Raw genomic sequence first — 22,117 nt, 5'->3', positions numbered from 1 at the left:
GAGCTGTCCTAGCATACAGGCCCTAAAGCTCCCTTACCAGACGGACCGCGACGCCGATCCATTCAGGATCGCTGACAATCTGCTGCCGTGTGCCGCTGCCCAGCGGAAGTATTTGCAAACGATTATCCTCGCGACCGATCAGTCTCCCGAACAGAAAGCGACCCGCCGGGCGAGGGACCAATATGTCCCGATTGACGGCGCTGCCATATTGTTCCGGTACGCGCCGCGACAGCCATACGTCATCGCCTGCGCGATAATCACCGATGCTGCTCTTGACCCGGAGCGCAACCATCTCCGGTTCGAAAGGCGGTTGATAGATATGTTCAACCTTGCTGAGAGCGTGAGCGCCCTTATGGTCGAGAATTGCGGCGACCGGCAATTCTTCCTGATCCGGGAGTGATATCAGCGCGGCGCTGTCCACGCCCAGGGCATCTGCAATCCGGTTCAGCCAGCCAAGCGACAAGGTTCTTGTGCCGGTCTCCAGCCTGCCGATGGTTTGAGCCGTGGTCGGCGGTTCGCACCTCTTGGCGACTTCATCGAGCGTCAATCCTTTTGCCTTGCGAACGTCTCTGATACGGCTGATCATTTTGTATCTCCAAACCTATTTGGTTTTTACTTTCCTACAGTCCACCGAGAATGGCAAGTAGATAATAGTTCCATTTGGGAGATAATATGGCAAAAAGAAAAACCAAAACGGCGGAAACCTGCTCTGATCCGCGATTGCTCGCCGAACGAGCATTGCCGCAAGATGGCGAAGACAGAAATGCCCGAGAACGCAAATCCGGGCGTGCGCGCAGCGTCACCGTCAATCTGGCAGAATCGCCTTTAGGCTGGCTCCATGCCAGAGGTCATCTAACTGATCGGCAGTTCGACGCAGGCGAGAAGTTGCGGGCCGATTGGGAAAGAGCGCATCTCGCCCCCCGGATCACGATGCGCTGGGATGCCGCGCCGATTTCCGGAGGAAAGCGTCGCAGTATCCCGGCGGTTCTGAATGAAACCGAGGCACAGCTGGTCGCAAAACAGCGTTTTACCGAGGCCATCGACCATCTTGGCAGTGATCTGTCGGATATCGCCTGGCGGATCATTTGCGGCGGGGAGGGCACGCCGGTAGCTGAAAAAAATCTGGGCTGGCCAGCGCGGTCGGGCAAGCTGGTCTTGAAAATCGCGCTCGACCGGCTCGTCGATTTCTATCGGCTACCGGGCTAATCCGGCTGGGCTAGTCGTTCAACTTCTTCTGCAAGCTCGAGCCACCGCATTTCAGCGGTTTCTTTTTCTTCGATCAGGCCGGTATTCTCTTTAGTTAAAGCGTCAAACCGGTCAAAATCGCGGCTATACAGATTGGGATCGGCGAGTGCCTGCTCGATCTCCCCGATCCGCTTGTCGATCGCTTCAATCCGCTCTGGCAGCAGATCATAGTCGCGCTGGTCCTTGTAGCTTAACTTCTTGCTCGGACTGCTGGAGCGAGAGGCTGGACGAGGACTAGCAGAGGCAGGTTTAGATGCGTTTTTCTGGTCAGAATCGTCCTGCTTGCGCTTGGCTTCCCATTCCGCGTACCCGCCGGCGATCACATCGACTTTTCCGCTGCCGTCGAGGCCAAGGGTGACGGTCACCGTGCGATCCAAAAAGTCACGATCATGGCTTACCAGCAGGACTGTGCCTTCATAATCGGCAATGACTTCCTGCAGCAAATCAAGCGTTTCCAGATCGAGATCGTTGGTCGGTTCGTCCAGCACCAGCAGATTAGACATGCGGGCAAATTCGCGCGCGAGTAGAAGTCTCGATTGCTCGCCACCTGACAATGTGCCGACCCTTGCGTCGATCAGACTGGGCGCAAAGAGAAATTCCTTCAGATAGCCTTGCACATGCTTTTTGGTGCCGCGGACGTCAATCCAGTCGCTGCCGTCTGCCAGTACATCGCGAACCCGCTTGTCCGGTGTGAGCAGGCTGCGCTGCTGGTCGATGAAAACGCCATTGAGGGTCTTGGCGAGCGCAACACTGCCGGTGTCAGGCTCGAGCTCCCCGGTCAGCATTTTCAGCAAGGTGGTCTTGCCGGCGCCATTGGCTCCAACAATCCCGATTCGGTCGCCACGCTGGATCCGCAAGGAGAAATCGCGGATGATAACGCGTTTGTCATCACCCTGTCCGAATGACTTCGAAATGTTGGTCGCGGTGATAACCGATTTGGTTCGACTATCATCGCTTTCGGCTTGCAGCTTGGCAGCACCGGCAGGGCCGATCATTGCCGCGCGCTGTGCCCGCATTTCCCACAGCTTCTCAAGCCGTCCCTGGTTGCGCTTGCGCCGGGCCGTTACGCCGCGCTCCAGCCAGTGCGCCTCCAGTTTGAGTTTGGCGTCGAGCCGCTCCGCCGAGCGCGCCTCGTCGGCGTAGATCTTTTCCATCCAGGCATCATAGCCGCCGAACCCGACTTCCAGCCGCCGGATCGTTCCGCGGTCCAGCCATAAGGTCTGTTTGGTCAAGCGGGTCAGAAAAGTACGGTCATGCGAGATCGTTATAAATGCGCCCTTGTATCGCCCCAGCCATTCTTCCAGCCAGTCGATCGCGCCGAGATCCAGATGGTTTGTCGGTTCGTCCAGCAATAATAAATCGGGCTCCGAAGCGAGCGCCCGACACAGCGCGGCGCGCCGTTTTTCGCCGCCGCTCGCCTTGTCTGCGCGGGTCGAAAGGTCGGTTCCCAACTGGTCGGCAATGGCCTCGACTTCATGCAAGGCCGGGCCCATCTCGCCGGAAACCGCAAAGTCGCGCAATGTTTCAAACGGAGTGAAATCCGGTTCCTGTTCCAGCATCACGATATTGACGCCAGGCTGGATGACCCTCTTGCCTTTGTCCGCTTCAATCTCGTCGGTAATCAGCCGCAGCAGCGTTGTCTTACCGGCCCCGTTGCGGCCGATGAGCGCCAGCCGGTCGCGCGGACCGACATGCAGGTCAAGATCGCGGAACAGCCATCCTTCCCCCTGGTGGAGCGAGAGATTCTCATAGGAAAAAATCGGGGGCTGTGACATCGTTACCGGGCGTTAGGGGCAAGCGGGCTCTGGCTCAAGCCTTCTCTTGTCGACAAAGATCATTGACCTCCTGTGGCAGATGGGATTGGTAGGAAGCAGTTTGACAATTTTGGCGATGGGAACGGGCTTTGTGTATCGTGTATCTGAACGGCGATTATATTTCCAAGTCCGCCGCAAAAATCTCCATATATGACCGCGGCGTTCTATTTTCAGATGCCGTCTACGAAGTGATTTCGGTCATCGGCGGCCAGCTCATCGATATGGAGCGCCATATCACCCGTCTGGAGCGGTCGCTTGGCGAGCTTTCAATTAATGCCTACGCCGACTGGTCAGCGATTGCGCAAAAACTGCTGGACGACAACGGTTTGCGAGAAGGTGTGATCTATCTTCAGGTGTCGCGCGGTGCAATGGAAGAGCGGGACTATCGCTGGCCGGCACCAGACACGGCCCCGACCATATTTGCCTTCGCCCAACAACGGACTCTGATCGACAATCCGATGGCGGCGCGGGGAATGCGGATCATCACCCGCCCCGATCTGCGATGGCAACGGTGCGATATTAAAACCACCCAATTGCTCTACGCTTCTCTGATGAAAATGGAGGCCGAGGCCGCAGGCGTCGATGATGTCTGGATGACACGGGACGATCTTGTCACGGAGGGTACGTCGCAAAATGCCCATATCATAAATCAGGAAGGTGTGCTGATTTCGCACCAGCTCGATCGCAGGATATTGCCTGGTGTGACCCGAATCGAAATGCTCGCTCAGGCAAAATCGATGGGACTGATGGTAGAGGAGCGGCCTTTTTCGATCGATGAGGCAAAGCAGGCAGCCGAAGCGTTCATTTCGTCATCAACCCTTTTGATCATGCCGGTCGTCGAGATTGACGGCCACAGGATTGGCGACGGGCGACCCGGAGAAAAGACCGGCAAGATTCGACAGAGCTATTTAGCTGCCGTTCAGACAGAGGGGCCTATAACAAATTGAATAAATGGAGAATATTATGAGACTTTCAATTCTAATGGCTGGTGCGGCCCTGACCCTGGCCCCGGCGTCTCTTGCACAAGCTGCGAATGTCGAGATTGTCGCCCAAAATCCGGTGATCGAACTCAGCGTTTCCGAACAGGTGGATAGTGCGCCTGATACCGCCACATTCAGTACCGGTGTTGAGACCAAAGCAAAAACCGCCTCCCAGGCGCTGAGTGAAAATTCCGCGCAGGCGCGGAAAGTGGTCGAGCGTCTCAAGGCGCTTGGTATCGCTGAAAAAGACATTCAGACCACCGGAATAAACCTGCGGGCGGATTATGACTATGATCAGGAAAGCCGCAAAAATAATTTCGTTGGCTATGTCGTTTCCAATCAGGTTTCGGCGACGGTACATGACATTTCAAAGCTGGGCAAAATTCTCGACGCGATCGTCAGCAGCGGCGCGACCAATTTAAATGGTCCGTCTTTTTCGATCAGCGATGACAGCAAGTTGAAGGACGTGGCGCGGGAGCGCGCTCTGGCCAGCGCCAAAGCGCGGGCGATGAGCTACGCGCGATCCGAAGGATATACCGGTGTTCGGGTGCTCTCGATCAGTGAAGGCATCTCAAATCAGTCAGAGGCACCGATGATGAGAGGAAAAGTCTTCGCCGAGGCGGCCGCATCCCCGCCGGTCGAGCCCGGCCAGGTGGGTACCGTCGTTTCGCTGAACATTACGTTTGAAATGACGCGCTGATAGAATAGGCGGGAGTGTTGTCCCGCCATTCACCTGATGTTAAAACCGCAGAGCGTAGAGAAATGATCATGCTGAAGAAATTCATCTTTTCCTGTCTCCTTTCGCTCTGCGCTATTGGGCTGATGCCGCATACGGCGTCGGCCAAGGATCGTCGTGGCGAGCAGGATGAGGCCCGCGCTCAGATGATGGCCGGTAAAGTGAAATCAATTCGCTCGATTGAGAACAGCGTTTTGCCGCGGATGTCCGACAGCGAATATATCGGCCCCGAATTTGATCCTGCCGCTCAGGTCTATCGCCTGAAATTTATCCGCGATGGACGCGTCATATTCGTGGATGTTGATGGCAGGACAGGGTCGATTTTGCGCCAGACTCGCTGAGCTATACCGGCGATTTCCAGATTTTCTAAAACATTGTGCGGTTTCGGGATGGTGATATAGGCTATGCCACATAAAAGCACTTTTTCGGAGGACAAGCATGCGCGTCTTGATTGTTGAAGACGAACCCACGCTGGGACAGCAGCTCAAATCGACACTGGAGGCCAACGGCTATGCCATCGATCTGTCGACAGACGGCGAAGACGGCCATTTCATGGGATCGACAGAGGATTATGACGCGGTCATTCTGGATCTCGGTCTGCCGGAAATCGACGGCCTGACGGTCCTGGATCGCTGGCGCAAGGAAGAGCGGAATTTTCCGGTGCTGGTGCTGACCGCCCGGGACAGCTGGTCGGATAAAGTGGCCGGACTCGATGCCGGCGCCGATGATTATCTCGCCAAGCCGTTCCAGACCGAAGAATTAATCGCCAGATTGCGCGCGCTGATTCGCCGTGCTTCGGGCAACGCGTCATCCGAACTGACCGCCGGTGCCGTCCGGCTTGATACGCGGTCGGGAAAAGTGACTCTGGATGGCAGCCCGGTCAAGCTGACAGCGCAGGAATATAAGCTGCTTTCCTACCTGATGCATCACAAGGGCAAGGTGGTGTCCCGGACCGAGCTGATCGAGCATATCTACGATCAGGATTTTGACCGGGATTCCAACACTATTGAAGTGTTCGTGACCCGCATCCGCAAAAAATTGGGCGCCGAGGTCATTTCGACAATCAGGGGGCTTGGCTATAGTCTAGAGGATCCCGAAGCCTGAATGAATCCAGTCCGATAGATAGTCCAGTCGATCAAAAGGCAGCAACACCCCACTCCCGGCTAGGCACCCAGACCACTGGCTCACTGGGCCGGAGGATGACCGGTATTGCTGCTGTCTGGATTGTCGTCTTGCTCTTTGGTGGCGGTCTCGCTCTGGATCGTGTTCTGAACGACGCGGTGACCCGCAATTTCGACAATCAGCTGGAATATGTACTGACGGCGATGATTGCCTCAGCCGAGATCGGTCCGGATGGTGAGGTGTTTTTGAACCGTCCTCTGGGGGACCAGCGCTTTCTCGAGCCGAACAGCGGCCTCTACTGGCAGATCAGCGGCGCAGGCCATGATGACTTTCCCTCCCGCTCGCTCTGGGACCGTACATTGCAATCGAATATCAGTCATGACGACCGGCAGACCCATATATATGACAGCGACCAATTTCCGGACGAACCCTTGCGCATGCTGGAGCGCAGCATCATTCTACCGGATTCAGATACGACATGGTTGTTCCAGGTCGGGCAAAGCCGCGACGGGCTGGATGCCCAGATTGCCAATATCCGTTCGATACTGGTCAACAGCTTCCTGATCCTGGCGCTCGGCCTCATCGGGATGGCGGCGCTACAAACGCTCTATGGTCTTTGGCCATTGCGGAAAATCCGGATTGCCATTGCGGCGATGCGGACGGGCCAACAGCGCAGGGTGGTGGAGCCGATGCCGATCGAAGTGACGCCGATGGTCGACGAACTGAATGCGTTGCTCGATCACAACGAGAAGCAGGCAGAGGAGGCGCGGCGTCACGCCGGTAATCTCGCCCATGCCCTGAAAACGCCGCTGACCGTAATAATGAACAGCGCCACTGCGAAAGCCGATGACCTGGCTGATACGGTCATACGCGAAGCGGGTGTCATGCGCCGGCAGGTCGATCATCATCTCGCCCGCGCGCGAGCCGTCGGCAGGCGAGGTCACGTCCACAGCAGGGCGAAGGTTTGGCAAAGCCTGCAAGCGGTCGAGCGCGCCGTGGGCCGACTCTATCCGCATGTGCGGATCGATATCGACGGCGACAAGGAAGCCGTCGCCTCGGTCGAGCGGCAGGATCTGGATGAAATGATCGGCAATCTCGTCGAAAATGCCGCCAAATATGGCGGTGGCAGCGTGTTTATCACGGTCGAAAGCGATGATGCATTCGTCGAACTGCAGATTGAAGACGACGGTCGTGGCATTCCGGAAAAAGAACGGCAGCGGATATTTGATCGCGGTGCACGGCTGGATAGCGGCAAGCCGGGAACGGGCTTGGGGCTGGCGATTGTCCGGGATGTTGCGGAAATCTACGACGGTTCGGTATCGCTGGAAGAAAGCGAAGATCTGGGCGGCCTGCTGGTGCGTTTGCGTTTGCCAAAGGCTGAAGCACAAATTGTCTAATTCCTTCTCCTGACAGCGCCGGACAATCGATCGTCATGCTTGGCAAACTCAACATAGCGATAACCGGCTGCGGACCCGGCGGATTGGCCACAGCTCTGTTCCTCAAACGCCAAGGTCATGCGGTAACGATTTTCGAACGGTTCTCAAAACCGCTGCCAGTGGGGTCAGGATTGTTGATCCAGCCTTCAGGTCAGTCGATACTTGATATGCTAGGATTGCTGGACCCTATTCGGTCACTGGCCAGCCCTGTGCGGCAGCTCCACGGGATCTCTGTGCAGCATAATCTTCGCGCTCTCGACATGCGCTATTCAAATACAGGCGAGGGGACAGCGGCGTTGGGAATCCATCGCGCCAGCCTGTTTTCCGTTCTGCTGGAAGCGGTTGAGGCCGCTTCTGTTCCGATTGTGGTCAATAGCAAGCTGGTGGGCGTTCAAGAGAGCGAAAATCTGATTACACCGGTCTTCGAGACGGGAACGTCTGATATGTCTTTCGATCTCCTGATCGATGCAAGCGGAGCGCGGAGTCCGATGGCTTCAGGCAAGGCAAAACGGCTTGGCTATGGTGCCTTTTGGGCGACGGTCGATATGCCGGCCACGCATGCTTTGATACCGGACGCGTTGGATCAAAGATATTATCGGGCCAGTCAAATGGCGGGTATCATGCCGATCGGGTTGAACCCCGCAACCGGCAATCCCGGCGCCGCAATTTTCTGGTCGGAAAAGCCTGAAAATTTTGAGCGTGTGATAGAATCGGGCATTCAACGGTTTCGGAAAAACTATTGCGATCTCTGGCCGGAAGCGGAACCCTTCGTTTCGCAGCTAACTAGCGTGGAAGACTTGAACCTGGCCGTTTACAATCATCGCACGGACGGGCCGTCTTCACCGGCCGGCCGACTGATCCGGGTCGGAGACAGTTGGCATTGTACCAGTCCTCAACTCGGACAAGGGGCCAATATGGCGCTGATAGACGCGGCGGCGTTGGCCACAGCCTTGGAACAATCTGGTTCACTGCCGGAAGTGTGTAAAAAATACCGTCAGGCGCGCCTGTCGCATATTCGCCTATATCAGGCGCTCAGTTCGGTCTTTACGCCGCTCTATCAGTCGGACAGCGTCATCAAGCCGTGGATCAGGGATGTCATCATCCATCATTTCGCGAGATTGCCGATTGTCCGCAGGCTTATTGCCAAGACGGTGTCTGGCAAGCTTGGGCTGACGATCCGGTAATGATAGGGCAAGCTAGACCTGTTCGCGGATCCGTTCGTGATGTCGAATCACTTCATCGATGATGAAGCGCAGGAATTTTTCGGAAAACTCCGGGTCGAGATTGGCATCGCTGGCAAGCTGGCGGAGGCGGGCGATCTGCTCTTTTTCACGTGCACCATCGGCCGGAGGCAGACTGTTTTTCGCCTTATACTCGCCTACCGCCTGGGTGACCTTGAATCGCTCGGCCAGCATGAATACCAACGCGGCGTCGATATTGTTGATGCTTTCGCGATATTGCTTGAGCTTTTCGTCCATGATTTGTCGCCTGATTTCCGCCCGCCAGTCATTTTGCCACACTTACGCGATATGCAAGCGCCACGGGCCTTATTTCTCTTGCCTTATCCCTAGTGAATTGCCACATCCGGTGCAACATGTCAGCAACGATCCATCATCTCGGGCGGGATACCGTGCCTTCACTTGAACCCATCATATCGCTGGTCGCCAGCGATATGAATCAGGTCAACAGCGTGATTCTGGACCGGATGCAATCCGAAATTCCTCTGATCCCCGAACTGGCCGGACATCTGATCGCGGGCGGAGGCAAGCGCATGCGGCCGATGCTGACTTTGGCAGCGGCAAAGCTGATTGGATATCCGGGGGACCGTCATTTCAAACTGGCGGCTGCGGTCGAGTTTATTCATACCGCGACCCTGCTGCATGATGATGTGGTCGATGGTTCCGATTTGCGGCGTGGCAAGACAGCGGCCAATCTCATCTTTGGTAACCCGGCCACTGTGCTGGTTGGCGACTTTCTGTTCAGCCGGTCATTCGAACTCATGGTCGAGGATGGTTCTCTCAAAGTCTTGAAAATATTGTCCAATGCTTCTGCGGTGATTGCAGAAGGCGAAGTCAATCAGCTCACCGCACAGCGCAAGATCGAAACCAGCGAAGACCGCTATCTGGATATCATTGGCGCGAAAACCGCGGCGCTGTTCGCTGCAGCCAGCCGGATATCCGCTGTCGTCGCGGAATGCGATGACGAAATCGAACTGGCACTGGACAGCTATGGACGCAATTTGGGCATTGCATTTCAGCTCGTCGATGACGCGATCGACTATTCTTCCGACCGAGAAACCATGGGCAAGGATGCCGGTGATGATTTCCGCGAGGGGAAAGTGACCTTGCCGGTTATTTTGGCCTACGCTCGGGGTAGTGAAGAAGATCGCAAATTTTGGAAAGATGCGATTATCGGCCATAAATCGTCCGACGAGGATCTCGCCCGTGCGACAGATTTGATTCGCTCGACTGAAGCGATGAAAGATACGATGTCGCGGGCCCGTCACTATGGTCAGCGCTCGATCGACGCACTCGGAATTTTCCCATCCGGGAAAGCGAAAGATGCGATGACCGAAGCGGTTGAATTTGCGATTTCTCGCGCTTATTGACGCCGTTCACGACAGGAACAGAATATGGCCGCACGAATTTATCAGAAACCCAGAAATGCAATGCAGTCGGGCAGGGCGCTGACCGATAAATGGATACTCGAATTCGAGCCGGCCGAAGCGCGGAAACCTGATCCCCTGACTGGCTGGGCCGGATCCGGCGATACCCAACGGCAGGTGCATCTCACCTTCGGGTCGTGTGATGAAGCGAAGGCCTATGCGGATAAATATGCGATCGATTATGCGGTGATCCCAACGCCGCAAAAGACGTTGAAAATTCAGGCCTACGCCGACAACTTCAAATAATCCTGGCTTGGCGAAGACTGGAGCCCCTTTAGCCAATTATACCCGCGCAAATTATTCGGGTGTTGTGATGTCTCAGTCGTCTTCAGCTTGTCTCTAGAAAAAGCATGAGTTTTACATCGATGCCGGCGCCGTCTTGGCGTTTTCGCTCGATGAACCCGGATAGCTGCGTCAGTGGGACCCGGTGAACGGTGATATTCTCTCCGTCGACTCCACCGCCTTCTCCAACCTTCGTCAACCCGCGCGCCCGAAACAGACAGAAGCTCTCGGAAACCATTCCTGGGGACGAATAATATTCGCCGCAATTTTCCATGGTTTCGGCGCGATAGCCTGTTTCCTCTTCCAGTTCACGGGTCGCCGCGATGGCGCTGTCTTCGTTGGCATTGTCCTCGTGATCGCCGACCAGCCCGGCTGGCAACTCAATGCAGGTTTTGCCAGGTGGTACGCGATATTGCTCGACCAGCAGGACGTGTCCGTCCTCTATCGCCAGAATGACAGCAGCCCGGATACCGCGACTGCGGGAAACATATTCCCACTTGCCTTCGCGCTTGGCCGTAATGAAGCGACCCTGCCACATCACCTCTACTGGAGCGTCGTCACGATCGCTCAAAGTTCGATCAACCGGTCAGGGAGTTCATTGGGATTCTGGTCGGTTTTGGGAAAATGTTCCGATAGGACAATGCCCATCTGCCGCACGGCTTCTGCCATGCCTTCACCCGGTGCCCCGATCCGGACGAGATCAATCATCGCAATCATGGCATCCCCCCATATCGCGGGCTCGACTTTTTCGGCGATCGCTGTGTCTGCAACAATTTCCGCGCGATGCTCGCGCATCGACAGGTAGAGCAAAATACCCGTGCGACCGACTGTGCGATAGTCAGTCGAAACCCGGAACAATGACGTCGCGCGTTCGCGGACACGGGTGGCCTTGATCGGATTTGGGATCAGCAGGAACAGCAGCGGTTTCCACATCAGCACCAGCCTGACGCCAAAAAATTTCAGCGTCGTAAAGGCGAACAACGCCCAATAGGGAAGGGCGGTCATCCCGCTCCAGCCGCCAGCGAGCCAGTTTATCATCGTCAGATAGATTTCTGGAAACAGGCTGACCACCAGCAGGGCTGTCAGTGCGACGAGACCGGAAATGGCCCAGGCAATATCGCCATAATGATCGGATTCCTCGGTCACGATGGTAACGATTTCGCCATCGGTTGCATTTTCTGCCAGCGATACGGCAGATGTGACGATCTCATGATCGGCGGGCGTAAACTGGTTCACCTTTGCCACTACCAGCCTCCCGAAGCGCCGCCGCCGCCGAAGCTGCCACCGCCTCCGCTGAAGCCGCCACCGCCTCCAAAGCCGCCGCCGCCGAAACCGCCGCCACTGCCACCGCCCCAGCCAGATCCGCCACCCCAGATGACAACCGGTCCGGTACCACGCCGATAGCGTTTGCCGCTGCGGTTCGAGAACATCGGGATGATCACGAAGAAGATCAGGATGAAACCCCAGAAGATGATCAGGCCGATATTCTCTCCGTCGCCCTGACTGGATTGCTGTGCAGCATCTTGGGCGACCAGACGCGCTTCTTCTTCCGGTAGCGTCAATTGCGCGGAAATCCGGTCGACGCCGGCAATGATTCCACCGGCCATATTGTTATCACGAAACTGGGGCAGAATGTCGCTCTGGATGATCATGCTCGACAGCGCGTCGGTCATTATGCCCTCAAGGCCATAGCCAACCTCGATGCGGACCTTGCGGTCGTTCGGCGCAACCAGCAGGATCAGGCCATTATCTTTCTCTGTTTCACCATCGCCATCCTGCCCGATTCCCCATGTCCGACCGAGCCGATACCCATAGTCAGCAATGTCATACCCTTCGAGACTGTTGACGGTCGCGACAACGACTTGCCGATTGGACTGCGCCTCCAGCGCTGCCAGTTTGGCCGTGAGCTCCGCCTCTTGGGCCGGATCGAGCAGGTTCGCCTGATCAACAACACGTCCGGTCAATTCGGGAAAGCTTTGGGCCCATACAGGGCTGGCCATCGCGAAAAAGGCGACGGCCAGCCCAAGCAGCACAGCTTTCAGCTGCACTAAGGGTCGAGGAGCAATCACTCCTAGAATTTTACTTCAGGTGCTTCGTCGGCACCTGGGGTTGTTGCCTTGAATGGCTCCATAGGCTCGGCCCCGTGGATGATTTTCGCACCAATGATATCCGGGAACGTCCGAATGGTTGTATTATACTCGCGGACCGCCTCGTTATAGTCGCGGCGAGCCACATTGATCCTGTTTTCCGTGCCTTCCAACTGGCTCTGGAGTGCCAGGAAATTCTGGTTCGATTTCAATTCGGGATAGGCTTCCACCGTTGCCAGCAGACGTCCCAGTCCTTGCGAGAGCGCACCTTGCGCCGCGGCATATTCCTGAACTTTCGCCGCATCTCCCAGATCATTAGCATTGACCTGAATGGAGGTTGCTTTTGCCCGGGCCTCCACCACTGCCGTGAGTGTGTCCTGCTCCTGTGTCGCAAAGCCTTTCACCGTTTCCACCAGATTCGGGATCAGATCGGCGCGGCGCTGGTAGCTGCTTTCAACATCAGCCCATTTGGCCTTGGCATTTTCTTCCGCCGTCGGCACGCTGTTTATTCCGCAGGCGCTAAGCGACAAGGCCACGGCCGGCACGAGCAGCAGTTTAATCCATTTGTTCAGCATGTTTGAATACCCTCCATCCGCACGGCGAAAAGCCGCTCCATTGCGTAAAAAATAGTGAGCATTGACTGCATTTGCAACGGCTGTGCTCGACAATTTCCGAATATTCATACATTCACAGCCCATAAGAAAATTGAATCGAGGTAAATATGTTGAACGAGTTTAAAGCCTTCGTCCTTAAGGGGAATGTGCTCGATCTGGCCGTCGCCGTCATTATTGGCGCCGCATTTTCGACCATCACGACATCCCTGACCGAAGATGTGCTGATGCCGATTGTGAGCGCGATCATCGGCGCGCCCGACTTCTCGGGGCTTTTTCTGCTGCTTGGTTCGCCGCCAGCGGATTACACAGGTTCGATGACCGATTATGCTGCACTGAAGGAAGCGGGCGTGCCAATGATTGGCTGGGGACAGTTTCTGACGGTGGTGATCAACTTCGTTCTTCTGGCCTTCATCATCTTCTTGATCGTTCGCTATGCGAACAAGCTGATTGAGAAAGAAGAGGCCAAAGCGCCGCCGGCGGGTCCGAGTGAAATTGACCTGCTGATCGAGATCCGGGACAGTCTGAAAAAATAGCGGGCTCGGCATTCCAGTCTGGCGATCGTCTGGCCACTGTCGGGGCTATGATCCAGACCAGGCCTCAGGCCCTGATATTGGCGTGCAAGATGCGGAATTGGGCCGATGAAAACGCTCAAAAATGGACCAAAATATAAATAATAAGTGAAACAATTCAGAAGGTTGTAATCCGCTCCTATTTTTTGAGATACATTCAGAATTTTCAATTCTATAGGCCGGTTTAGCTGGTTTGATTCTCAGCTATATGACCGACAAAATGGGGACTAATTATTATGCGTAAATTCGCTGTCTTGGCTGCATCAGCAGCTGTATTCGCTTTGAGTGCTTGCAATGCTCCAGCTGACGATGCTGCCGCAACTGACGAAGTTGTTACCGAAGAAGTGGCACCTGCTGAAGATGCCATGGTTGTTGAAGAAGAAGTCGCTCCTGCGGCTGACGAAACAACTGCTGAAGCTGCGCCTGCGGACGAAGCTGCTGCTCCTGCTGAAGAAGCTGCTACCGAGTAAGCATTTCGTATTTGAAACTTTCTGTTGGCAAGATAAAAAGGCTCAGGCGCGCAATCGCGTGACCTTTTTTCCTAAATCGGGAACCAATCTTTCGCCAACAGGTTGGAAGAGTTGAGGAGCTCTTATTTGCTCCTTGAAAATAGTGAGGGATTAACATGCGTAAATTAATGATTTTGACCGCTTCTGCGGCCGCTCTGGCGCTTAGCGCTTGTGCACAAGAAGACACCAGCGGTGCCGAAACCGCAACGGAAGTTGACGCTCAGCAAGCTGAGATGAAAGCTGACGATCTCGAAGCAGCTGCCGATGATGCAACGACGGAAGCTGGTGAAGAGATGCTGGAAGATCAGGCTGATGCAATGGAAGACAAGGCTGATGCCCTGGAAGACAAAGCCGACGCTGAAGAAGGCGTTCTCGCTCAGTAATTTCGATTTCCCTTTGGGGAACTAGAGGAGGGTCAACCGGGCAACCGGTTGGCCCTTTTTCTTGTCTGTGCACTGTTCATTCAGAATTATGTCCCTATATAGGGAGCGTCCGTTCCGACGGACTATGGCGATAAACGATGGCGTGTAATAGACACTACGGACCCGGGGGCAGTACCCGGCGGCTCCACCATCTCAGGCGATTTGCAGCAATGTGAAACGCCTCTGTTGATGGGGCCGAACTAGGATCGACGGGTGTTCAAAGGCGTTATTTTTGCCCGGCCTGAGTATGCCGTGATTGCTCAAAACTTATAAGTGCAAACGATAACGAAGCACTCGCTATTGCTGCCTAACCCATTGACCTCACGGTCATAAGTTAGAAAGCTACGCGCGGTTGAACCCACCGGGCAACAGAAGGGAATTCAGCGGTTTGGAAGGCACCGGGCAACAGAAGCCTTCCACTCATTACAATCAACGGCGAAATAAGCATTGCCGGACCGAACGCGGCCCGATCAATATTCGGAACTGTAAATCCGGTTGAGGTCAATGGCCTCGATCATCTTGGCCCCGGCCATGAACACCGCTCCGGTAACCGCCAGAAACAGCAGCTTTCCTCCCCATCCGGGATATTGGACCAGATAATGCTGGCCACGCTGAACCGCGCCGGTGGCAAGTGCGTATATGATGAGGAAAGCCTCGAACTTGGTCTTGATAACGAAGAGCCGTCTGATTTTTTTCCACATGAGATTTTATTAGCAAGCGTCGTGCCAAGTGCGGAAAACCGCCAATTCTGTCAAAAAAATATAGTTAACTGTAAGTTAACCCGACACTGTCAGGCAGGCGTTAGCGATCCAGCTCGGTCAATCCGCAGACCGCTAGCAGATGATGTCTTGCTGCGCCGATTGCATCGATCAGGCTTGGATCGGATAGTTGATCCGGACGGATCGCTTCCGGCCATCGTTCGGTGATGACTGCGGTAATCGCATCCAGTTTTTCCGGCGTTGCCAGAAAGCGCGGATCGACCGTCGCAGGGTCGGCAGCCACCCGCAAGCGCAGACAGGCCGGACCGCCACCATTGGCCATGGACTGACGAACGTCGACCGGACAGAGTCGGCGGATCGGGCCGTTACCCGCCACCAGATCCGTCAGATAGCGCCAGACTGCTTCATTCTCGCGGGCTTCGCTTGGCAGGATTAGCGCCATACCGCCGCCGTCAGGCAGCGTCACCAACTGGGCGTTGAACAGATAGGACTTGATCGCATCTGCCAGGCTTACCTGGTCGGCCGGCACCACGATTATCTCGGTCTCGGGCAATTTTTCGCGGATCGCATCATAAAGCGCGTCCGGATATTCAAAAGCCTGCTCATGGGTGAACAGGACGCGCTCATTGGCGACGGCCACAACGTCATTGTGGAATGCACCGGCGGCAATGGCTGTTTCCGACTGCTGCGCAAAAAGCGCCCGATCATCGCTCAACCCGTGTTTGCGTGCGACCGCTTTACTGGCCTCGATATGCTGACGCGCGGGAAATGGCCCGCCGCTTTTGCCGAATATAAATATTTCTACCCCTGTCGCGTCATGACCGGAGCAAAGTCGCATATGGTTGGCCGCGCCCTCGTCACCGAAGGGTGACGGTATCGGCGCATGCACGGCAAAATGATCCTCGTCCGCGAACGCCATTTTTAGCTGCGCCAGTGTTCCCGGCCATTCATGGCTGCGGTGCGGCATGGTCTGCAGATTGGCGACGGTAAGGTGGCATTTCCCATCATCAGTGTCTGGTGCGGGGGATACTGTCGCGGCATTGGCTGCCCACATCGAAGAGGCAGAAAATGCCGCTGCCCTGATATGGGGCTCGGCCTCGGCGGCAGTTGTTGCCAGGGAAGCCAACCAGCTCTGGTTCGGTCTGTCGAGCGGCATGAAAAAGCCCTGTGCAAGACCGAGGCTGAGATTATGCCGCATCTTGGCAATGCCTTGCAGAGCCGCTTCGCGGGGGTAGGCGGTCTCTCCGGCGTTGGAAGACGAGGCAATATTGCCAAGACTCAGCCCGGCATAATTGTGGCTTGGCCCAATAATGCCGTCAAAATTGATTTCAACGAGTGTGCTCATCGCGCAATATGCCAGATCGTGTCGCCAACGCTCAGCCCCATATTACCGGCAGCTTGCTGATCGATCATTACGCCGTCATCATCGGCAGAGACCATTGCATAGGTAGCCTGAAAGGTTTCCAGCGTGCCGCTGGCGATGATCGATTTAGTAGCGCCCTCTTTGATGGCGCTTATCACGGCCGATTTGGCATTGCGAATGCTGGTAACATCGTCAGTTTTCGCGATCATTGTCGGTCCGCCGTCAAAAATATCGACATAGCCGTCATAGGAGAAATTTTCATTCTCCAGCATCCGCATCGCTGCTCGGCCACTGGTATGCGGAACGCCGATCACCGTCCGCGCGGAATCGCTCAGCATGGCGGTGTAAATCGGGTGTTTCGGCATCAGGTCGGCGATGAACTGGTTGCCGTGAATGGCGTTGAAATAATCGGCTTCCTGAAAGCTCATGCCGAAAAACCGACCGGCGAGCCCGTCCCAGAACGGGGATCCGCCAGCCTCATCGATCACCCCGCGCAATTCGGCAAATATCTTGTCGCCGAACCGCTCGCGATGTTCCTTGATGAACAGATAACGGCTACGGGCCAAAAGCATGCCCAGGCCACCGGCCCGTTCCCCGGGATGCAGGAACAGGCCGCCAACTTCGCTCGCACCTTCCAGATCGGTAACCAGACTGAGCATCTGGGCGCTGAAAGTCCGGTCCAGCTCCTTGCTTGTCTGCGACAGGTTGCTCAGACGATAGGAGTAGAAGGGCCATGTCTGCCCCACCTTGGTGAACAATTGCGACGTACCGCGTACAGCTCCGGTTTCCACATTTTCCAGCACCATGATGAACAGGTCATCGCCATGTTCCTCTGTATCGCGCTGATAGGCGCGCTCGGATCGCTCCAGCTTTGCGGTCAGCGATCCGCGATCGGCTGGCAGATTGGTGAAGCCGCCTCCGGTCAGTTTCGCCATTTCATAAAGATGCTGCAGATCGTCGATCCGCGCCGCCCGTATCCGAAAACTCATAATCCTCCCTTTTCGGCGATCCGCATGATCGTCAGCGCCGACAATTGTGTCCGTTCGACCAGACTTTCTGGTATCAAATATTCATCCGAACTGTGGATCGCCCCGCCTCTGACACCCATAGTGTCGACCACGGGAATGCCGCAAGCTGCGATATTATTGCCGTCGCAGACACCGCCCGTGCCGCGCCAGTTGATATCGAGACCGAGTTCGGCACCGCATTGCCTGACCAGACCGAACAGCTTCTCTGCCTGGGGGTCGATCGGCTTTGGCGGTCGGCCGAAGCCGCCATGGCAATGAACGGCAAGGTCATGAGCCCTCGCGATCTCTCGGACCAGCTGGTCGAGCCTGCTTTGCGCCTCATTCTGATCGGCCAGTGCCTTGGGCCTGAAATTGACCCGCAAAATGGCATGATCAGGCACCGCATTATTCGGGCCGCCACCATCGATTTTCGCCGGGTTCACGCTCAGGCCTTCCCGGTGCAGCGCTTTCAGTCGCAAGGCCATATCCGCCGCCGCGACCAGCGCATTGCGTCCCTCATCAGGGTTGCGCCCGGCATGGGCGCTCTTGCCGGTAAAAATGATCGAGAAATTGCCGCTGCCGCCGCGTTCTCCCGCAAGCGTGCCGTCGGGCAGGGCGGGTTCATAGGTGAGCGCTGCGGTCTTGCCTCGGGCGAGCTGTTTGATCAGCGATGCCGATGATCCGGAGCCCACTTCTTCGTCGCTGTTGATCATTACATCATAGCCGATCCGGCTGGCATATTCGTTTTGCTCCAGCAATTGCAACGCGCCCAGCATGACCGAGAGGCCGCCTTTCATGTCGGCGAGGCCGGGGCCATTCAGCGTACCGTTTTCAAGCTCCTTTATCTGCTGAAACGGATGGTCCGCCGGGAACACCGTATCCATGTGCCCGGTCAGCAGGATACGAACGGGCGCCTCCGGGCGAACCGATACGCTCAGATGCTGGCCGCGTTCGATCTGATCAACCGTTCCATCGGGGCGCACGGTCTCGACCGGCTCCGGGTCGACCAGCCGGGTTTCACCCGGCAATACCGAAAAGGCCCCGGCGAGCAATTCAGCAACCCTTTTCAGGCCATCAAGATTGGTGGTGCCGCTGTTGATCTTCGACCAAGTCAAAGTGCGCGGCAATAGCGGCAGGCCGGACGCCTGTTCGAGCGTGTCTTTTTCAGAGAAGGAATTTGCTTTCATCTGAAACCGATAGCATTTGTCATGCTGTCATGCCACCCGCTCTGTTCTCGTGAGCAGGCTGTCCTACACGCGCGCTTTCCGATATGAATATAGCCCTTGAACCACACCCTTTGTTCAACGAGAAAATTATGAAGCTGAGAAAAATCATAAATCAGCCTGCATCGAACGCCGCGGCCGATGACAGGGTAAAGTCAACAAATTATCAGTGGCTTGTGGCCTTATCCTGAGAATGTTGGAGAGCAATGGAGTAAAAATTCATAACACTGTAAAGTTTGTCAAGTTCATCTTTGACGATTTGCTGCAGAAGCATCCCATTTACAGCGCCAGCAAGAGCCGTCATAGACGCTTGTGATTCCTCCCCGGAAAATTTTGAAAAGCTGCAGCACACTCGGTATGCCGCAGACAAATGCATTTGAACGAGGAAATACTATGTCCGAATATGTCAGCCAGAACGGCATCCAGATCGCAACGGAACTGTTTGATTTCGTCAACGACCGCGCCTTGCCCGGAACCGGTGTGGACTCCGCAAAATTCTGGCTGGGCTTTGCAGAACTCCTCGGTACCTTCGCACCTCGCAACGCCGAGTTGCTGGCAAAGCGCGAGACGTTGCAGGCACAAATTGATGCCTGGCACTTAGATCGCAAAGGACAGCCGATTGATCAGACGGAGTATCAGTCATTTCTGAAGGATATCGGTTATCTGGTTGAAGAACCCGCCTCTTTTTCCATTACGACGGAGAATGTTGATCCGGAAATCGCGACCATGGCCGGGCCGCAACTGGTGGTACCATCGCTCAACGACCGCTTTGTCCTCAACGCTGCCAATGCACGCTGGGGCAGCCTATACGACGCTTTTTACGGCACCGATGCGCTGGATGCGCCGGCAGCGAAACCGGGTGGCTATGATCCGGAGCGGGGTGCTCACGTTATCGACGCAGCCAAGGCCTTCCTCGACGAAGCGTTGCCGCTCGCAAATGGCAAATGGGCTGACCTGACGGACGTGAAGGAAAAGGGAATCCCGCTCAAAAATCCGGCGCAATATGTCGGGAAAAGCGACAAGGGCTGCCTGTTCCGCCACAATGGCCTGCATATCGATGTGATCTTTGATGCCGACCATCCGATCGGCAAGGACGATCCCGCCAATATCGCCGATGTTGTGCTGGAATCCGCGCTTACGACGATTATCGACATGGAAGACTCCGTTGCCGCAGTCGATGCCGAGGACAAGACGCTGGCTTACAGCAACTGGCTGGGCCTGATGCGCGGCGATCTTGACGCATCGTTCGAAAAGGGTGGCAAGACTGTCGAGCGCAAGGCGAACCCGGACCGCGATTATGTCGATCCTGACGGCAAGCCGTTTTCTTTGCCGGGCCGCAGCCTGATGTTCGTCCGCAACGTTGGCCATCTGATGACCAATCCCGCCGTTCTGCTGGCCGATGGCTCGGAAGCGCCGGAAGGTCTGCTCGACGGGGTCTTCACCAGCCTGATCGCGATGCACGATATCAAGGAGCTCGGAACGCTCCGCAACAGCCGCGCCGGGTCGATCTATATCGTGAAACCGAAGATGCACGGCCCAGAAGAATGTGCTTTCACCAACGACCTGTTCGATGCGGTGGAAGATTTGCTCGGTCTCGACCGAAACACGATCAAGGTCGGCGTGATGGACGAAGAACGCCGCACCTCGGCGAATCTTGCTGCCTGCATCCAAGCGGTCAAGGACCGCGTTGTGTTCATCAACACCGGTTTCCTCGATAGGACCGGCGACGAAATCCACACCTCGATGCAGGCCGGGGCGATGCTGGCCAAGGGCGATATCAAGAAAAGCGACTGGATCACTGCCTATGAACAGCGCAATGTCGCCATCGGCCTCGCTTGCGGCATGTCCGGCAAGGCGCAGATCGGCAAGGGCATGTGGGCCGCGCCCGACATGATGGCGGACATGATGGAACAGAAAATCGGCCACCCGATGACTGGTGCCAACACCGCCTGGGTGCCAAGTCCGACGGCTGCCACGCTGCACGCCATCCACTATCATCAGGTCAATGTGTTTGACCGGCAGAAGGAAGTCGCGGGCGAGGGCGTCGCGCCGCTCGAAAAGCTGCTGACCATTCCGCTCGCCGATGGCCACAACTGGTCCGACGAGGAAATCGAGCACGAACTCGATAACAATGCCCAGGGCATATTGGGCTATGTCGTCCGCTGGATCGACCAGGGCATTGGCTGTTCCAAGGTCCCTGACATCAACGATGTCGGCCTGATGGAAGACCGCGCGACCTTGCGCATTTCATCCCAGCATATGGCCAACTGGATGCTGCACGGCGTCTGTTCGGCGGAGCAGGTCGATGCGGCTCTGCTGCGCATGGCGGCCAAGGTTGACGGACAGAATGCCGGTGACCCGCTGTACCGGCCGATGGCGCCAAATCCGGATGACAGTCTCGCGTTTCAGGCGGCTCGTGATCTGGTGTTCAAGGGTGTCGAGCAACCGAGCGGCTATACCGAACCTCTGCTGCACGCCTATCGGCGGAAGCTTAAGGCGAAAGGTTAGGACGAGGAACTAAGCAGGCGGGCGATCGCGACAAATTCGTCTACGCTCACCGTTTCTGGGCGTCTGGAACTATCGATAGCTAGGCTTCCCAAGGCGTCCAGTGCTCCGGCCATGCCTTTCAGGCTCTGCCGGAGCATCTTGCGGCGCTGGCCGAAAGCGGCCTGGGTGAGATCGGCGAGGGCCTTCGGATCGACACCTTCCGGCTGGGCCTTGGGGACGAGATGAACAATCGCCGACATCACCTTCGGGGGTGGTGTGAAAGCCGATCGGTGCACCGTCATCGCCAGGCGCGCGTCGCAGCGCCATTGCGCCAGAATCGACAGCCGCCCGTAGGCTTCGGTTCCTTCGCGCGCGACGATCCGGTCGGCGACCTCGCGCTGGAACATCAGGGTGAGCGACTGCCATTGCGGTGGCCACTGTGGTTCGGACAGCCATTTGATGAGCAACGCTGAGCCCACATTATAGGGTAGGTTGGACAGGATATGGAACGGCGTATCGAACAGACTGGAAAGATCGATCTTCAGCGCATCGTCGTCAATGACGGTCAAGCGTTCCGGAAAATACTCGCCGAGTTCCGCCAGTGCCGGCAGACAGCGACCGTCGCGTTCTACCGCCGTCACTTGTGCTCCGGCCTGCAACAGTGCACGCGTCAGGCCGCCCGGTCCGGGACCCACCTCGAAAACCTTCTGGCCTTCAAGATCGCCAGGAACTGCGGCGATCCGGTCCAGCAACTGCATATCGAACAGAAAATTCTGGCCGAGCGCCTTGTTGGCGGAGAGGCCGTGCTTCTTGATCACCTCCCGCAACGGGGTCAGG

Annotated in this window: 25 protein-coding genes and 1 other RNA gene; 14 read left to right on the top strand and 12 right to left on the bottom strand. The window is 56.3% G+C overall.

Going from position 1 to position 22,117, the window contains the following annotated elements:
- Positions 1–22: 22 nt before the first annotated feature.
- On the bottom strand, positions 23–586 hold the full coding sequence (locus ACN0WW_RS04100; RefSeq protein WP_417609641.1) for a helix-turn-helix domain-containing protein: 564 nt from the start codon (positions 584–586) through the stop codon (positions 23–25).
- An 86-nt stretch (positions 587–672) separates the two neighbouring features.
- Here ACN0WW_RS04100 and ACN0WW_RS04095 point away from each other — a divergent pair, with 86 nt between their 5' ends.
- Entirely contained in the window at positions 673–1,206 is a 534-nt protein-coding gene (locus ACN0WW_RS04095; RefSeq protein ID WP_417609639.1) for a DUF6456 domain-containing protein, read from the top strand.
- Here the strand turns inward: ACN0WW_RS04095 and ACN0WW_RS04090 are convergent.
- Positions 1,203–3,020 (bottom strand): ABC-F family ATP-binding cassette domain-containing protein, encoded by a 1,818-nt coding sequence (locus ACN0WW_RS04090; RefSeq protein WP_417609637.1) that lies wholly within the window; start codon positions 3,018–3,020, stop codon positions 1,203–1,205. The two genes, ACN0WW_RS04095 and ACN0WW_RS04090, sit on opposite strands and share 4 nt — an antisense overlap.
- Positions 3,021–3,157: 137 nt before the next feature.
- Here ACN0WW_RS04090 and ACN0WW_RS04085 point away from each other — a divergent pair, with 137 nt between their 5' ends.
- The 6 genes from ACN0WW_RS04085 (at position 3,158) to ACN0WW_RS04060 (ending at position 8,517) form a co-directional block, all read left to right on the top strand.
- Entirely contained in the window at positions 3,158–4,006 is an 849-nt protein-coding gene (locus tag ACN0WW_RS04085) for an aminotransferase class IV (protein WP_417609770.1), read from the top strand.
- 16 nt (positions 4,007–4,022) lie between these two features.
- Positions 4,023–4,739, top strand: coding sequence for an SIMPL domain-containing protein (locus tag ACN0WW_RS04080; protein ID WP_417609635.1), 717 nt, complete (start codon positions 4,023–4,025; stop codon positions 4,737–4,739).
- Between the two features lie 68 nt (positions 4,740–4,807).
- Positions 4,808–5,116 carry a hypothetical protein gene (locus ACN0WW_RS04075; protein ID WP_417609633.1) on the top strand — a complete coding sequence of 103 codons (309 nt, stop codon included), beginning with the start codon at positions 4,808–4,810 and terminating at the stop codon, positions 5,114–5,116.
- A 97-nt stretch (positions 5,117–5,213) separates the two neighbouring features.
- The gene (locus tag ACN0WW_RS04070; RefSeq protein ID WP_067198543.1) at positions 5,214–5,879 is read left to right on the top strand and encodes a response regulator transcription factor; all 666 of its coding nucleotides are present in this window, start codon (positions 5,214–5,216) and stop codon (positions 5,877–5,879) included.
- A gap of 95 nt (positions 5,880–5,974) precedes the next feature.
- Positions 5,975–7,294 carry a sensor histidine kinase gene (locus ACN0WW_RS04065; protein WP_417609631.1) on the top strand — a complete coding sequence of 440 codons (1,320 nt, stop codon included), beginning with the start codon at positions 5,975–5,977 and terminating at the stop codon, positions 7,292–7,294.
- A gap of 35 nt (positions 7,295–7,329) precedes the next feature.
- The gene (locus ACN0WW_RS04060) at positions 7,330–8,517 is read left to right on the top strand and encodes an FAD-dependent oxidoreductase (protein WP_417609629.1); all 1,188 of its coding nucleotides are present in this window, start codon (positions 7,330–7,332) and stop codon (positions 8,515–8,517) included.
- Positions 8,518–8,529: 12 nt separating this feature from the next.
- Here the strand turns inward: ACN0WW_RS04060 and ACN0WW_RS04055 are convergent, their stop codons facing one another.
- Entirely contained in the window at positions 8,530–8,811 is a 282-nt protein-coding gene (locus tag ACN0WW_RS04055; protein ID WP_417609627.1) for a chorismate mutase, read from the bottom strand.
- A gap of 116 nt (positions 8,812–8,927) precedes the next feature.
- Between ACN0WW_RS04055 and ACN0WW_RS04050 the strand changes: the two genes are divergently transcribed.
- Both ACN0WW_RS04050 and ACN0WW_RS04045 read left to right on the top strand, forming a co-directional pair.
- A complete protein-coding gene (locus ACN0WW_RS04050) occupies positions 8,928–9,941 on the top strand; it encodes a polyprenyl synthetase family protein (RefSeq protein WP_417609625.1) in 1,014 nt (337 codons plus the stop codon).
- A 24-nt stretch (positions 9,942–9,965) separates the two neighbouring features.
- Positions 9,966–10,244, top strand: a complete 279-nt coding sequence (locus ACN0WW_RS04045) for an ETC complex I subunit (protein ID WP_417609623.1) — start codon at positions 9,966–9,968, stop codon at positions 10,242–10,244.
- Positions 10,245–10,326: 82 nt separating this feature from the next.
- Here the strand turns inward: ACN0WW_RS04045 and ACN0WW_RS04040 are convergent, their stop codons facing one another.
- From ACN0WW_RS04040 to ACN0WW_RS04025, 4 genes are all read right to left on the bottom strand, one after another.
- Positions 10,327–10,818 carry an NUDIX hydrolase gene (locus ACN0WW_RS04040; RefSeq protein WP_417609768.1) on the bottom strand — a complete coding sequence of 164 codons (492 nt, stop codon included), beginning with the start codon at positions 10,816–10,818 and terminating at the stop codon, positions 10,327–10,329.
- A 29-nt stretch (positions 10,819–10,847) separates the two neighbouring features.
- Positions 10,848–11,525 (bottom strand): TPM domain-containing protein, encoded by a 678-nt coding sequence (locus ACN0WW_RS04035; RefSeq protein ID WP_417609621.1) that lies wholly within the window; start codon positions 11,523–11,525, stop codon positions 10,848–10,850.
- On the bottom strand, positions 11,525–12,280 hold the full coding sequence (locus tag ACN0WW_RS04030; protein ID WP_417609766.1) for a TPM domain-containing protein: 756 nt from the start codon (positions 12,278–12,280) through the stop codon (positions 11,525–11,527). The genes ACN0WW_RS04035 and ACN0WW_RS04030 overlap by 1 nt, the downstream gene beginning before the upstream one ends.
- Positions 12,281–12,351: 71 nt before the next feature.
- Complete coding sequence (locus tag ACN0WW_RS04025; RefSeq protein WP_417609619.1) at positions 12,352–12,942, bottom strand: LemA family protein; 591 nt, start codon at positions 12,940–12,942, stop codon at positions 12,352–12,354.
- A 146-nt stretch (positions 12,943–13,088) separates the two neighbouring features.
- Here ACN0WW_RS04025 and mscL point away from each other — a divergent pair, with 146 nt between their 5' ends.
- From mscL to ssrA, 4 genes are all read left to right on the top strand, one after another.
- Positions 13,089–13,514 (top strand): large conductance mechanosensitive channel protein MscL, encoded by a 426-nt coding sequence (gene mscL / locus ACN0WW_RS04020; protein ID WP_417609617.1) that lies wholly within the window; start codon positions 13,089–13,091, stop codon positions 13,512–13,514.
- 272 nt (positions 13,515–13,786) lie between these two features.
- Positions 13,787–14,020 (top strand): hypothetical protein, encoded by a 234-nt coding sequence (locus ACN0WW_RS04015; protein WP_417609615.1) that lies wholly within the window; start codon positions 13,787–13,789, stop codon positions 14,018–14,020.
- Positions 14,021–14,175: 155 nt separating this feature from the next.
- Positions 14,176–14,442 (top strand): hypothetical protein, encoded by a 267-nt coding sequence (locus ACN0WW_RS04010; protein WP_417609613.1) that lies wholly within the window; start codon positions 14,176–14,178, stop codon positions 14,440–14,442.
- A 69-nt stretch (positions 14,443–14,511) separates the two neighbouring features.
- Positions 14,512–14,902: a transfer-messenger RNA gene (gene ssrA / locus ACN0WW_RS04005) on the top strand.
- 49 nt (positions 14,903–14,951) lie between these two features.
- On the opposite strand, the gene ACN0WW_RS04000 is transcribed toward ssrA, so the two are convergent.
- The 4 genes from ACN0WW_RS04000 to ACN0WW_RS03985 all read right to left on the bottom strand — a co-directional run bounded on the left by ACN0WW_RS04000 (position 14,952) and on the right by ACN0WW_RS03985 (position 18,757).
- Positions 14,952–15,182, bottom strand: a complete 231-nt coding sequence (locus ACN0WW_RS04000; RefSeq protein WP_417609611.1) for a hypothetical protein — start codon at positions 15,180–15,182, stop codon at positions 14,952–14,954.
- Between the two features lie 100 nt (positions 15,183–15,282).
- A complete protein-coding gene (locus tag ACN0WW_RS03995; RefSeq protein WP_417609609.1) occupies positions 15,283–16,545 on the bottom strand; it encodes an N-succinylarginine dihydrolase in 1,263 nt (420 codons plus the stop codon).
- Positions 16,542–17,552 carry an arginine N-succinyltransferase gene (locus ACN0WW_RS03990; RefSeq protein WP_417609607.1) on the bottom strand — a complete coding sequence of 337 codons (1,011 nt, stop codon included), beginning with the start codon at positions 17,550–17,552 and terminating at the stop codon, positions 16,542–16,544. Before ACN0WW_RS03990 ends, ACN0WW_RS03995 begins: the two co-directional genes overlap by 4 nt.
- Positions 17,549–18,757: a hydrolase gene (locus ACN0WW_RS03985; protein WP_417609605.1), complete on the bottom strand. Its 1,209-nt coding sequence runs from the start codon at positions 18,755–18,757 to the stop codon at positions 17,549–17,551. The genes ACN0WW_RS03990 and ACN0WW_RS03985 overlap by 4 nt, the downstream gene beginning before the upstream one ends.
- 429 nt (positions 18,758–19,186) lie before the next feature.
- Between ACN0WW_RS03985 and ACN0WW_RS03980 the strand changes: the two genes are divergently transcribed.
- Positions 19,187–21,301: a malate synthase G gene (locus ACN0WW_RS03980; protein WP_417609603.1), complete on the top strand. Its 2,115-nt coding sequence runs from the start codon at positions 19,187–19,189 to the stop codon at positions 21,299–21,301.
- Here ACN0WW_RS03980 and rsmA read toward each other — a convergent pair.
- Positions 21,298–22,098: a 16S rRNA (adenine(1518)-N(6)/adenine(1519)-N(6))-dimethyltransferase RsmA gene (rsmA, locus tag ACN0WW_RS03975; protein WP_417609601.1), complete on the bottom strand. Its 801-nt coding sequence runs from the start codon at positions 22,096–22,098 to the stop codon at positions 21,298–21,300. The two genes, ACN0WW_RS03980 and rsmA, sit on opposite strands and share 4 nt — an antisense overlap.
- Between the last annotated feature and the right edge of the window lie 19 nt (positions 22,099–22,117).

The organism is Parasphingorhabdus sp., from assembly GCF_048269865.1.
In the GTDB taxonomy this organism is placed as follows: Bacteria; Pseudomonadota; Alphaproteobacteria; order Sphingomonadales; family Sphingomonadaceae; genus Parasphingorhabdus.
The sequence above is the reverse complement of the archived record's forward strand: the minus strand, read 5'-3'. Positions and strand labels throughout refer to the sequence as shown.